At 59.5% G+C, this 15,402-nt stretch carries 3 protein-coding genes; 1 reads left to right on the top strand and 2 read right to left on the bottom strand.

The window, feature by feature from the left end; genetic code table 11:
• Positions 1–566: class I SAM-dependent methyltransferase (locus U9R81_RS05150; RefSeq protein WP_322494446.1), on the bottom strand; the 566-nt coding region annotated here is incomplete at its 3' end.
• A gap of 52 nt (positions 567–618) precedes the next feature.
• On the bottom strand, positions 619–1,977 hold the full coding sequence (locus U9R81_RS05155; protein ID WP_322494447.1) for a BCD family MFS transporter: 1,359 nt from the start codon (positions 1,975–1,977) through the stop codon (positions 619–621).
• A 1,013-nt stretch (positions 1,978–2,990) separates the two neighbouring features.
• Here U9R81_RS05155 and U9R81_RS05160 point away from each other — a divergent pair.
• The coding region (locus U9R81_RS05160; RefSeq protein ID WP_322494448.1) for an SdrD B-like domain-containing protein at positions 2,991–15,402 on the top strand (12,412 nt) is incomplete at its 3' end.

Consider the following 15,402-nt stretch of genomic DNA (forward strand, 5'->3'; position numbering starts at 1 on the left):
TCGCCCGCCGGCGCGCCGAGTTTGGCAAGGTGTTGGGTCACAGCTGCGCCAGCGCCGGGCGGTCGCGCGCCGGGCAACAAATCCATCACTGCTTGCCGCAATTGCCCGCGCAGCATGCCAACGCACGAAGCTGGATCGCGCCAGTCAACCCCTTGGATAATCGCCCCACCCGGCTTCACTACCCGCACCATCTCGGCCAGCGCCGCTCGCCAATCTGGCAGCAGGTGCAGCACGTGGACGGCCAGTACGGCATCGAAGACGCCATCAACGAAGGGTAACGCTTGCGCATCGGCTTTGATCAACCAGAGCGGCAAGCCGGCTTCCTTGGCTCGTTCTCGCGCGGTTGCTAACATCCCGCCCGAAACGTCGATCCCGATCACATCTGCACCAGCGGCAGCGACGGGAAGAGCTATCCGGCCACTGCCGATCCCAATCTCAAGGATACTCGCGCCATTACCGGTCTGGACAACGATGGCTTGTCCGATAGCGATGGCTGCTTCGGGTGGGTGTGCGCGTTGTGCGTCGTAGACGCTAGCAATCTTATCGAAGGTAATCTCAATAGCCATATCGGCTATGTCTTTCCATTGGCGCGGGCTGATAGGTTTTTTCAATCACACCTTACGAAGCGGTATCCATTGCCAATGCAGTCGTAATCTCTTGCCGCGTCAGACCCTTGAACTCCTGCACCGAGATGCCGCGCAAGATGCCGATCGCTGTCACCATCAGCAAGGCTTCGAGACCAAAGACAAGCCCGTAACCGACCGCTGGCGACACGAGCCCGCCCTCGATCATCACCGTATGGCCCAAGCCGCTAATCACGTTCGCGAAGCCGTTGCCGAGACCCTGCGCCATGCCCCACATCCCCATATAGAGCCCGGTCTGGCCTTCGACCGTCATCTCCATCATCATCGCCAGTGCGCCGACGTTGAACAGGCCGATGCCTAACCCCATAATGACGAGCGCTGGATTGATGATCTCGCGATGATGGCTAAACGCGGAAATCATCAGCATAGCCAACCCGCCGGCAATCCCTAGACCGCCAAGAGTAGCGATCGTCTTCTTCTGGATGGGGAAGATGCTCGACAATATGCCGATGCTAAGCATGCCAAGCAGCGCTCCCGCGCCCCACATCTGCTGAAAGGCGGCGGTGTCTTTCTGGGGCATTTTGAAGACTTCAGCGCCAAACGGCTCGAGAATGGCATCCTGTAAGAAGATGCCCATAATCGCCAACAGCACGAAGAGGAAGAAGCCGCGCACCTGCGGGTTGCGCCCCATCAGGCTGGTTGCTGTCCGCCACGTCTCCAGCGGGCCGGCCTCGCCCTTTTCTGGTGCAGCTAGCAGCAGCTTGCGGTGCTCCTCCGGCGTGATCGGTTTCTCAAGACCAAGCACACCCAGCAAGACCGTCACTGTCACAATGATCGGAGTCAGGTTGTAAAGATATTGCATCGACTCGGGCGAGTATTGCGGCATAATCACGCGCGATACGCCGGCCGAGACGATTCCGCTGATAATCACTGTTGCCCAAATAAACGCTACCACCGCGCCGCGCTCTTTCGGCGTCGTCACTTCGGCGATCAGGGCGTTCGACGAGCTGCCGTTCATTGCCATCAACACGCCAAAGAGGAAGATCAACGCGAATGCCTCGATCGTTGCCACCAGTGAGCGTTCGCCAAGCCCGACCGCAATGCTCGGCAGCGCCATGAAAATTAACGCTGCGCCGATATTTGACAAGATGACGTAAGGGGTGCGCCGGAGACCGAAGATGGGGTAGCGGTCGGTGAAGCGGCCCCAATACACTTGGAAGAACGAGATGAAGTGGTGCAGGCCGATCAGGGTGGTGACAATAGCCGCCATCGCGCCGAGGTCGGCAATCGTGACCCGGTTGAAGTTGAACGTCAAGAGCGCGAACATCCATCCGGCGCCTACCCGCATCAGCGAGAGGCGAAAGGTTTTGACGGCGAAACGGAGCAGACCCATCACGCACACCTTTCTAGTTGGTTAGATGAGGCGAATAAACCTGTAGCGCAGATTGCGTACTACTTTTTCCGGGTACAACGACTATCTCGCTGTTGGCAGACGCGGCAAGCGATCACTGTAGATATATGGAGGCATTCGGAATGTTCTTTTCGCAGCGAGTATAGCATATATTACAGGCATGTGCAATATTTGCAAAAATTGTGCAATCGCTTGTCAACCTCAAAATTTTGCATATATGTACCTTATTTGGGGCGTTTGGCGAGGGTAACTCTATTAGATGTCTCTGAAATGCCTAGGAATATCGTCGAGTTTGGATTGAATGAGTATTACTATCAATTGCATGGCAGTTGATACTATTTGTGTTGCTGATGGTGTGATTGCTGGTTGTGGACTCTCTACACAGAGATAAAATAGTTGCGCCAATCGATCTAGCATCTACTGGGCAAACTGCATCTAAGCCTTCGACGCTATCTGGTCCCGTTCAAGAAGGCATGAGAACCCGCGGCGGCGGCTGAAGCATCACGGTATGGGGATGTTTCAGAGTTTCATCTCAACATGGGCATACGCAACCAGTCCGTATGCTGCGGCGCAGGTCTTAGCGGTTTAAGAGATAATCCGCGACTGCTGCTAAAGCATCTCGTGCTGTAGATGCTGCGGTGCGTCCTCTCAAGATGGATTCCGTTCACACATCGCTAGTGATTCGGTAGCAGAGTTGATTGTGTCGTGCTGGACAACGTATGTCGATATGCCTTTGCCGACCGCGCCGGTATTCGCGCTAGTAGTCGGATCAAAATGCAGCGCTTGTGCACCTTATTTACCGCTGCTATTTCGCAACAATTAGGTGTTGCCAGAAGACGGGGTTTTAATAGTTACCATCGCGATGTCCTTCTGGTAATACACCTGTTCGTCGTAGGGTGTATACTATCACAAGACCTTTCGGTCAGCTTTCGGCTGCTGCCGAAAGGTAGTGCCGGTATTGTCATAACACCAGTTGTTTATAAGAGGCTACGTACATGTCACGCCAATTTACTGTCGTTCGCCGTTCCATCCTCAGCTTGTTGTTGATCATAGCTGTAGCCTTTGTGGGATTGCGGCCTGATGTCGCGTTCGCGAACGCAACCGTCAACGTGGCGCTCAGCACCAATTTCCCGGTGGTGAATAGCGGCGATTGGTCAGTCATTAATGTTGACTATAGCTGTTCGAGCGTGCTGAATACGCCGTGCGAAAATGCCACCGTAACGGTCGTGATCCCGACCGAATTAGCCGGCGGCGCTGGTGATGTCCAAGCCCTCGGCGTTGGGACGTCGCCCTCGTATAATCCGGCAACCCGCACGGTAACGTGGACGTTTACTTCGCCGCTGGCCGCTGGTGATACGGGCCGGCTCGAGCTGCGGGTGCGCTTCCCCGCTGGTTCGACGCCTGATGGCACGACGGCTACCCTCCGTGCCGAGATGCGCTCGACTACTGCGCCGCCGCACCTCTCGAACCCGCTGACGATTACGGCTCGCGCCGAACCGCTCGCGGTTGCGACCAAGACCTTTGTTTCCGGTGGCGCGCCTGATGTGCCGACGACCTACCAATTGCAGGTTTGTATTCCGAATAATGGCTCTGCTGCGCTCAATCTGACGAATGTCCAGATTGTTGATACTCTGCCCGCCGGCGCGACGTTTGTGAGCGCATCTGATGGCGGTACCTATAATAATGTCACGAATACGGTGACGTGGCCGGCGACCAGCCTGACCGTGCCGAGTAGTCTCTGCGCTACCCGCACGGTGGTTGTCGTGTTTCCATCCACCGCTTTCCCGGTTGGCACTGAGGTGCGGAATGTGATGGATGTCACGGCGCAGGCCGGTTCGGTGACGTTGACCTTGACCGATGATGACGTGCGCCGCATCCAGCCGCCCACCCCCGGTTTGGGTTCGAGCAAGAGTGGCCCCGCTTCGGCGTTGATTGGTGATACTGTGACCTATACCCTCGGCGTAGTGAATACCGGCACCACGGCGCTGAATGATGTAGTGATTACCGATCCAGTGCCGCCGGAGTTGCAGGTGACGCGCATCACCGCTGGCGGCGGAAGCGCCTCCGGCATTCCGGTTGCGCTCGAATATACGACGAGTCTTAACCCGACCTTTACTGCGGTTCCCGGTAGTCCATTTACTACTACAAGCTGCGTTAATATTGCCCCTGCCACCGGCGGCGGTTGCGCAACGCTGACGTTAGCCCCCGACGAGCGGATTACGGCCATTCGCTGGCGCTATCTCGTTCCGCTGCCGTTTGGTTTTAGCGCCACTGGCCACAATTTCAGCGCCGTTGTCACTACCAGTCCAATTAATGCGGTGCTCGTCAATCAGGCAACCAGTGCCTATACCTTTAATGGTTATACCTCAACCCGCATTGATGAAGTGCGCACCCGGATCGTTGAACCCGGCGCGCGCGCGATGGTCACCAAATCGGTTAGTCCAGCCATCGCCTATTCGGGTGATACGGTAGAGTATACGATTACGTTGCAGAATGAGCAGGTTGGGACGCCGGCGGCGGTGTTGGCGAATCCGGTGTTGGCCGATTTGCTGGTGACGAGCCTAAGTTATGTGCCCGGCAGTTGGTCGGTGGTCTCACGACCGTCCGGCGCGCCTGATCCGGTCTTCGAGACCATTCCGAATTACAACGGCACTGGCCGCACTTTGCTGCGCTGGCGCTGGGATAGCTATAGCTTGCCGCCGAATGCAGCGTTTACCCTGCGCTTCCGTGCCCGGATCGATCCGCGCACCTTGACCGGAACGATCAACAATACCGCTTCGTTGGCGAGCTTTGCCAATCCGTCTAGTGAAATTTTTCTCGATCAGTGCCATCAGCAAAACCCTGATAGTTATGATTTTGATGGTGATGGCAATATCTCCGAATTGATCTGCTCGTCGTCAATTACCAGCCTCACGCTGGCCGCTGCGGCGAATGCCAGCTCGCTCAAGCTAGTGATGGGCCAGCTCGATACGGCATGGTCGCGTGACCCTGATGTCGGCCAAACCACTCCCGGCGGTATGGCCGATTACCAGTTGATTATTACTAATACCAATTCGGTCGCGCTGACCAATTTGGTGCTGATCGATATTTTGCCGTGGGTTGGCGATGTTGGGGTGGTGCGTTTCAACGATCCACGCGGAAGCGAATGGCAGCCGTATCTGGCCGGCCCGATTAGCGTGCCCGATGGCGCGACGGTCTATTACAGCACGACCAATAATCCATGCCGGAATCCCGATCTTGGCCTGACTGATATCAATGGTAATCCAATCGACTCACCCGGCTGCGTCGATCCGCAATGGTCAACCTCGTTGCCGGCTGATATTACCACCGTGCGCTCGATCCGGATCAATTTTGGCAGCCGGATTCTCTATCCCCAAGACTCGGTGGTGATTACGTGGCCGATGCGCGCGCCAGTTGGCGGCACTCCCGGCCAAGTGGCTTGGAACTCGTTTGGCTACCGCGCCACCGATATTAATGGCAACCCGTTGCTAGCTGCGGAACCGCCGCGCGTCGGTATTGAACGGGGAGAGGTGTTGCCGCCCTCGTATGGCAACTATGTCTGGCACGACGCCAATCTCAATGGCATCCAAGATACTGGTGAGGTTGGCGTCAATGGCGCTCGGATTGATTTCTACGAGGATAACGATGGTATTACCGGCCCCAGCGCCGGCGATCGCTGGGTTGGCTTTACCATCTCTGGCCCGGATAATAACGGTAATCCCGGTTTCTATCTCTTCTCTGATCCGGCTGATATTCCGCCCGGCAGTTACTATATCCGCGTGACGCCGCCGGCTGGCTATGGCTTCACCACCCCGAATGTAGGCACCAACGATGCGATCGATTCGGACGTTGATCCGTCGAGCCGCTACAGCGCCGTAACCGAGTTGCTTGCAAGCGAGAATGATGATACGTGGGATGTGGGTTTGGTGACGGTGACGGCGGTTGGCAATTATGTCTGGATCGACCGCAATGGCAACGGGATTCAAGATGAGCCTCCCGGCGATGGCGTCAATGGCGTGACTGTGCGGCTCTATCGCTCGGACAATACGCTGGTGGCGACGACCGTTACCGCCGACGATTTCCTTGGCAATCCCGGTTACTACATCTTTAGTGACCTTAGCCCCGGCAATTACTACGTCGAGTTTGTCTTGCCCGCCGGCTTTACTTTCACCACGGCCGATGCCGGCAGCAACGACGAGGCTGATTCAGACGCGAATACGACGACTGGCCGCACGACCGTCTTTACGCTAGCGGCAAATCAACTTGATCGCAGCCGCGACGCCGGTCTGCTCGTGCCATCTGGCACGCTCCGGCTGGGCGATCGAGTTTGGTACGACCGCGATAACGATGGCCGCTACGAGCCGGCCAACGGCGAGACCGGCATCGATGGCGTGTCGCTGAGCCTGTTCCGTGATTTCAACAACAACGATCAGCCTGATCCCGGCGAGCATATCGGCAGCTCGGTGACAATGACGGTCGGCGGTGAAGCCGGCTATTACCAGTTCACCAATTTGGCCGCCGGCAACTACATTGTGGTGGTTGATGACAGCAACTTCGCCCCCGGCGGCGCCTTGTTCGGTATGCGCACTAGCAGCGGCAATGATCCGGCGCCTGATCCCGATAACGATGTTGACCACGACGACAACGGCGATCTGAACGGCGGCACTGTGCGCTCGTTGCCGATTACGCTCTCGGTGGGTGGCGAGCCGGTGAACGATGGTGATAACGCCAACGGCAACCAGACCCTCGATTTCGGCTTTATCCGTGGCGCTGCCCTTGGCGATCGGGTTTGGTTCGATACCAACAATAACGGCATCCAAGATGCCGGCGAACCCGGCGTGCCCGGCGTGACGGTTGAGCTGCTCGATGGCAGCGGCAATCCGATCGATAGTGATCCGGCGACTCCGGGTGTACAACCGACCATCACCGTTACCGATGGCGCTGGCCGTTATGGCTTCACCGGTCTGAACGCCGGTACCTACCAAGTGCGCTTTAGCGGTCTGCCGAGCGGCTATAGCTTCACCACGCCCGATCAAGGGGCGAACGATGCCCTCGATAGCGATGCTGACGCGACCGGTCTCACGCCGGTGATTACGCTGGCCGCCAATCAGACCGACCTGCGCTGGGATGCCGGTCTGGTGGCGACGCCGGCCAGCCTTGGCGATCGGGTCTGGAATGATCTCAATTACAACGGCATCCAAGATGCCGGCGAGCCGGGGGTGAGCGGGGTGGAGGTGAGCCTCTACCGGCCCGGCTACGATGGCGTCGCCGGCACGGCTGATGATGAATTGGTGGCGACGACGACTACCAATACCAGTGGCAACTACAGCTTCACCAACCTGCCCCCCGGCCGCTACTTCGTCCAGTTTGGACCGCCACCGGCTGGGTATGCGATCACGGCGACCGATCAGGGCACCGATGATGCCGCCGATAGCGATGCTGATCGCACCACCCGCCGCACCGCGCTGATCAATCTCGCGCCCGGCCAGAACGATCCCAATTGGGATATGGGAGTGTTCATCTTTGCCTCCATCGGCGACCGGGTCTGGCGCGATACCAACAACAACGGCATCCAAGATGCCGGCGAACCGGGGGTGGGTGGGGTGCAAGTGCGCCTCTACCGGCCCAGCAGCAGCGTGTTGGTGGCCATCACGACCACCGATAGCAACGGCATCTACACCTTTACCGGCCTTGTTCCGGATGTGTACTACGTTGAGTTTGGCCTGCCCAGCGGCTATCACGCTAGCCCGCGCGATCAGGGGGCGGATGATACGCTCGATAGTGACGCCGATCCGGTCTCGCGCCAGACGGCTGCGACTACGCTCAGTCCGGGTGAGAATGATCCAACGTGGGATTTCGGCATTGTGCCGACCGCCAGCATCGGCGATCGGGTCTGGCTCGATCTCAACGCCAACGGCATTCAGGATGCCGGCGAGACGGCTGGCGTGCCCGGCGTGCAAGTCGTGCTCTACGACGGCGCGGATAGTGTGCTCAATACCACCGTCACTGATGTTGATGGCCTCTATCGCTTTGACAATTTGTTGGCCGGCAGCTACTATCTGCGCTTTGTCGTGCCTGCCAGCTATATTGTTAGTCCGCAGGATCAGGGTGGGAACGATAATGCTGACTCGGATGTTAATCCAACGACTTTCTTGACGGCGCTGACCACCCTGAGCGCCGGTGAGAACGATTTGCGCTGGGATCTTGGTCTCTACCAGTTGGCCAGCATTGGCGACCGGGTATGGCACGACATCAATGGCAATGGCCGCCAAGACAGCGGCGAACCCGGCGTGCCCAACGTGCCGGTATCGCTCTACCAACCCGGCCCCGACGGTTTGGCCGGCACCGCCGATGATGTGCTGGTTGACACTACGACGACCAATAGCAATGGTTTCTATCGCTTTGATAACTTGACGCCCGGCCGCTACTTCGTTCAGTTCGGTGCGGCTCCCGGCTACAGCTTGCTGAGCCCGCGTGACGCGGCTGCGGCAACCGACGAGACCGATAGCGACGTTGATAACAACCGGCGCACGCCGATCGTTGAGTTGGCGGCGAGCGCGGTTAACCTCACCCTTGATATGGGTGTGCTCAACCCAGCCAGCCTCGGCAACTACGTCTGGTTCGACGCTAATGTGAACGGGATTCAGGATAGTGGCGAAACCGGCGTGCAGGGGGTGCGGGTGCGTCTCTTCACGACCGGCAGCGCCACGCCGGTGAGGACTGCGACGACTGATAGCAACGGCCTTTATCTGTTCAACGGTCTGTTGCCGGGTGAGTATTACGTCGTCTTTGACCAATTGCCCGCCAATCGCTCGTTCACCCGCGTCGATCAGGGCAGCGACGACGCGCTCGATAGCGATGCCAACCCGCTCGACGGGCGCACCGGCATTGTCCGGCTTGCTTCAGGTGATGATAACCGGACGGTTGACGCTGGTATCTTCGAGACGATCACGGTCGGCGATCGGGTCTGGATTGACCGCAATGCGGATGGCATTCAAGATGCCGGCGAGACCGATGGCGTGCCCGGCGTGCGGGTCGAGTTACTGCGCGACAGCGACAACGCGGTGCTCGATGTGACCTACACCGATCTGAACGGTCTCTACCAGTTCACCAATCTCTTCCCCGGTACGTATCGCATCCGCTTCAGCGAGATTCCAACCGGCTACTTCCGCAGTCCGCAGGATCGCGGCACGGACGATCAGCTCGACAGTGACGCCAACAGCAGCTTCGAGACGGCGCCGTTTACGCCGGTGTCGGGCAATAATCCGCAGTACGACCTTGGCCTTTACCGGTTGGCGCGCATCGGTAACTTCGTCTGGGAAGACCGCAACGGCAACGGCCGCCAAGATGCCGGCGAGCCAGCGATTCCCGGCGTGACGGTGACGCTGACCGGCGTCACCGGCCCCGGCGATCTGGTTACGCTGTCGCAGACGACCGATGTGAACGGCTTCTATCTCTTCGCTAACCTCGTCCCGGGAACGTACACCGTTAGCGTCACGGCGCTATCTGGCTATGTCTTCACCGCCGCCAATCAAGGTGACGATCTCGGTGACTCTGACGCCGATGCCAGCGGTGTGATGGCTTCCACCACGCTCGAATCGGGTGAAGAAGACCTAACGTGGGACGCCGGTCTCTACCGGCCGGCCAGCATCGGCAACTACGTCTGGCGTGATACCAATGGCAATGGTTTGCAAGACGCCGGTGAAGCTGGAATTGATGGTGTTACTGTGACACTAAACGGAGCGACCGGCGCGGGGGTGGCGATCAACCAGACCACGACCACTGCCGGCGGCGGCCTCTACAGCTTCACCAATCTCGCGCCGGGCACATACCAGATCACCGTCACCGCGCCGGGCGGCGAACGGTTTACCTACCGCGACATTACCGCCGCCGAAGTAGCCGGTGCGACCGATGCCAACGATAGCGATGCTGATGCCAGCGGCGTGATGATCTTTACCACGCTTGAATCAGGCGAGAATGATCTGACGTGGGATGCCGGTCTGGTCATTCCGGCCAGTTTGGGCGATTTGGTCTGGGAAGACCTCAACGGCAACGGTGTGCAAGAGGCAGGCGAACCCGGCTTCAGTAATGTAACCGTCGCGCTGATTGGAGCTGGGCGTGATCGCACCTTCGGCACCGCCGACGATACGCTGGCGACGACGACCACCAATGGTAGCGGCAGCTACGGCTTTACCGACCTGCAACCCGGCCTCTACCGCGTCCGCTTTACTCGCCCGGCTGGCTACGCCTTTACGGTGGGTGATGCGGCGGCGGCGACCGACGCGACCGACTCGGATGTGCCCACCGGCGTGGCGGCGACTGCGACGACGATCACGATCGATCTAGAATCGGGCGAGAACGATCCGACATGGGACGCCGGTCTCTACCAGCTCCTCTCGCTGGGCAACCGGGTGTGGGAAGATGTGAATAACAACGGCGTGCTCGATGCCGACGAGAGCGAGATCGATGGCGTGCAAGTCCGCCTCTACCGTGACCTCAACGGCGACGGTGATGTCAACGATTCCGGCGAGACGACGCCGGTGGCAACCACAACGACTAGCAACGGCGGCTACTACCTGTTCAGCGGTTTGGTGCAAGGCGACTACTTGGTTGAGGTGGTCTTGCCGGGTGGCTATGTCTCGAGCACTGGCACGAACGGCAGCGCCAGCGGCCTCTACGAGCCGGCGCCCAATGCCGATACCAACAGTACCGACAGTGACGATAACGGTACCCGGAGCGGCAGCGTCGTCCGCAGCTCGATCGTGCGCTTGCGGCCCAACACCGAACCGACCGGCGAGACCGATCCGCTGCCCGGCGCGATCAGCGACCCAGCCCGCGACGAAAATAGCAACCTGACGGTTGATTTCGGTCTTTTCCGCCCGGCCAGCCTCGGCAATCTGGTCTGGTTCGACCGCGACGCCAACGGCGTGCAGAATGGCGGTGATGAGACGGGCATTAGCGGGGTGACAGTGCGACTCTACCGTGACGATGATGGCACCGCTGGCCCCAGTGCCGGCGATAGCCTGATCGCTACGGCCACGACCAATGGTTCTGGGATCTACGGCTTTAACTACCTGATCCCGGCGAATAACTACTATCTGGTCTTCGACCTGCCTACTGGATATGTGCGCAGTCCGCGCGATCAGGGCGGCAACGACGCCACCGATAGCGATCCCGACCGGACGAACGGCGCCACCGCGTTGATCACGCTGGTTGCCGGCCAGAATGACCAAACGTGGGACGCCGGTCTCTACCAATTGGTCAACCTCGGCAACCGGGTCTGGAACGATGTGAACAACAATGGCCAGCTCGATGGCGGCGAAAGCGGCATTGACGGCGTGACCGTCAACCTGTACTACGACACTAATCGCAACGGCGCGATCGATCCTGCTGAGAATACGCCGGTGGCGACGACCACCACCAGCGGCGGCGGGTTCTATGCCTTTGCCAATCTTGATCCGGGCAACTATCTGGTCGAGATCCCGGCCAGTAACTTCGCCGCCGGTGGGGCGTTAGGGCCGAGCGGCACTATGCCGGCCTTCCGCTCAAGCACCGGTATCAATGGCAGTGCCACCGGCCCGTATGAGGGTGCTTTAACGCCCGATCCCGATAACGTCGATAACGACGACAACGGCGACACCGACGGCAGCGGCAACGTGCGCGCGGCCTTGATCACCCTGCGCTCGCAAGATGAGCCAACCGACGACGGTGACGGCAATAACGGTAACCTGACGGTTGACTTCGGCTTCTTCCGCCCGTTGGCGTTGGGTAACTTCGTCTGGCACGACTACAACAACAACCGTACGGTTGATACTGGCGAACCCGGCATCAATAATGTGACGGTGCAGCTCTACCGCGATACCAACGGTAACGGCATCTACGATGCCGTCACTGATACGCTGGTGGCAACGACCACCACTGCCGGCGGTGGTCTCTACCGCTTTGATAACCTCGTCCCCGGTGACTATCTCGTCGTCATTCCGGCGAGCAACTTCAACGCATCCGGCGCGTTGCGCTTCTTCCGCAGCAGCGATGGCGGCAATGCCGCCGACAGCACCGGCACGTCCGATCCCGATAACGACGTTGATAATGACGACAATGGTATTGGGCCGAATGTGGGAGTTGTGACCGGCGTCGCGATTGATCGGGTCGCGAGTAGGGCGGTCACGCTGAGCGTTAACGGCGAGCCAACCGCTGAAGATGGCGACAGTAACACCAACTTGACTGTTGACTTCGGCTTCTACAGCTTGACCGTCGGCAATCGGGTGTGGATCGATGCCAATAACAATGGCGTCGTGGATGCTGGCGAGGCTGGTGTTGCCAATAATACGCCGGTGCAGTTGCTCTACGATGCTGACGGCAATGGCGTGCTAGAGGGCGCCGAACTCACCACCGTTATTGCCACCTTCAACACCAACAATGGTGGTCGCTACTTCTTCGGCGGTTTGCGTGATGGCGGCACCTACGCCATTCAGGTGGTTTCGAACGGGATGCTGGTGTCGAGTACGGGCATCAATGGCATGGCGACCGGCCCCTACGAGCCGGGTCTCGATCCGGATACCGACGCCATTGATAACAACGACAACGGTACGGCGGTTGCCAGCAGCACCAATGAACGCAGTCCGGATTTCACGGTGCGGGTTGGCTTGATGCCCACCGGCGAGGCCGATACCGTTTTGCCGTCCGGCATTACGAACCCGGCGATTGATGCCAACAGCAACCTGACCATCGACTTCGGTCTGTTCGATGAGGCCCAAATCGGCGATCGGGTCTGGCTCGATGTCAACGGCAACGGGTTGCAGGATGCTGGCGAAACCACCAACATTGCCGGGGTGACGATCACGATCTACGATGCCACGACCAACCAGCCGCTTGACGGCGATCCGGTGATGCCGGGCATCCAACCAATTACGCGCACCTCGACAACGGCGGCGACGAGCTACCTCTTCGATCGCCTGATCGCCGGTTCGTACTATCTGGTCTTTAGCAACATTCCGGCGCAGTACGCGATTAGTCCGCTTGATCAGGGCGCTAATAATGCGGTTGACTCGGATGTCGATCCGGTAACCCTGCGCACGGCGACGATCACGCTCGGCACAAGCAATAACAATGACCTGACGTGGGATCTCGGTCTCTACCCGCGGCTCACACTAGGCAATTTGGTCTGGTATGACAGCAACGACAACGGTCTGGTGGATAGCGGCGAGAACGGCATCCCCGACGTGCGGGTCGAACTCTACCGCGATCAAAACGGCAACAGCCAGCCTGATGCCGGCGAGTTCGTCATCTTCACGACTACCGACCCTAACGGCAACTACCTCTTCACTGGCCTTGAGCAGGGTGACTACATCGTGGTCATCCCAGAGAGCAATTTCACGCAAGGCCAGCCGCTCTACCGCCACCGCTCGAGCACCGGCGCCAACGGCGCGGCAACTGGCCCATACGAGCCGGCGCCCGATCCGGATAACGATGTTAATAACGACGATAACGGCACTGACGTGCCCGGCAGTGGTGTGGTCAGCCGGCCGATCACGCTCAACCCGTCGTTCGAGCCGACCACCGACGGCGATGACGCCAACGGCAACCTGACCCTCGACTTCGGCTTCTTCGAGCCGTTGACGCTTGGTAATCTGGTGTGGAACGACGTGAACAACAACGGTCTGTTCGAGACCGGTGAAACGGGTATCAACGGCGTGCGCGTCGAGTTGTACCTCGACAGCAATGGCAACGGTCAGGTCGATGCAGATGAGTTCGTCGCCTTCACCACCACGGCAGGCGGCGGTCGCTACACCTTCAGCGACCTGATCGAAGGCGACTACATCGTGCGCATTCCGGCCAGCCAGTTCGCGACGGGCCAACCGTTGGCCGGCTTTGTCTCGAGCACTGGCACGAACGGCCGCTCGACTGGCGTCTACGAGGGTGCTTCAACGCCCGATCCCGACAATAACGTCGATAACGACGACAACGGTACGACCGGCGCCGGCGGCAATGTCGATAGCCTGCCGATCACCCTCACCCGCGGCGACGAGCCGCCGATCGCAATCGACGGTGATGGCGAAAACGGTAACCTGACGGTTGACTTCGGCTTCTTCCGCCATGCCCGTGTCGGCGATCGGGTCTGGCACGACGTGAACGCCAATGGTCTGCAAGAAGCCGGTGAACTCGGCATTAACGGCGTGACCGTCGAGCTGTACAGCACCGGCGCTGATGGTCAGATTGGCGGCGGTAACGATGTGGCGGTGGCGACCACGACCACCGATGCCAGCGGGGTCTACGGCTTCAGCCACTTGATCCCCGGTAACTACTACGTCCGCTTTGCCCTGCCCACCGGCTACACCGATGTTAGCCCGCAAGATCGGGGCAGCGACAACACGATCGACAGCGACGCCGATCCGGTCACCCGCCAGACGGCGGTGATCGCACTGGCCGCCGGCGATAACGACCCGACGTGGGATATGGGTGTCTTCAACCGGGCCAGCGTCGGCAACTTCGTCTGGGAAGATCGCAACGGCAACGGGGTGCAAGACACCGGCGAGCCGGGAATTTCCGGCGTGACCGTAACCCTCTACCGCGCGAGCGATAACTCCGTGGCGGGGACGGCGACGACCTTGGCTGATGGTTCTTACAGCATCACCGGTCTCTTGCCCGGCGAGTACTACATTGTCTTCAGCAACCTGCCCAGCGGCTATATCTTCACGGCGGCTGATCAGGGCGATAATGCGCTCGATTCGGACGCCAACCCGACGACCGGACGCACCGCCAACTTCACGTTGGTCAGCGGCCAGACCGACCCGACGTGGGACGCCGGTCTGTTTGGCGCGGCCAGCATCGGCAACTATGTGTGGCTGGATGTGAATGGCGACGGTATCCAGAACGACGGTACGACTGGGATCGCCGACGTGACGGTGACGCTGAGCGGGACGACCAGCGCGGGAGTGGCGGTCAATCGCACCACCACTACCGATAGCACTGGCTTCTACCTGTTCGAAGGTCTGGCGCCGGGTACGTACACGGTGACGGTGGTGCGGCCGAGCGGGTATGAATTCACCGCGGCCAATCAAGGCACGGATGATGCGGTGGATTCGGACGCTAACCCAACCAGCGGCGCGATGAGCGCGACCGTGTTGGTGTCAGGCGAAGCTGACCTGACGTGGGACGCCGGTCTCTACCGGCCGGCCAGTATTGGCGACCGGGTCTGGCGCGATGTGAACGGCGATGGCGTGCAAGATGCCGGCGAACCCGGTATCAGTGGCGTGACCGTCACCCTGACCGGGGCCGGGCCGGATGGCGTGTTCGGCACGGCGGATGATCTCAGCCGCACGACGACCACCGATAGCAACGGTGAATACCTCTTTGATAACCTGCCGCCGGGCAGCTACCGGCTAACCTTTAGCGATTTTCCGGCTG

It is taken from the genome of Chloroflexus sp. (assembly GCF_034435895.1).
GTDB lineage: Bacteria > Chloroflexota > Chloroflexia > Chloroflexales > Chloroflexaceae > Chloroflexus.

What these genes read in the sequence shown, in the direction of transcription:
- U9R81_RS05155 (WP_322494447.1), bottom strand. Translation starts at nt 1,977, where the DNA reads ATGGGTCTGCTCCGTTTCGCCGTCAAAACCTTTCGCCTCTCGCTGATG.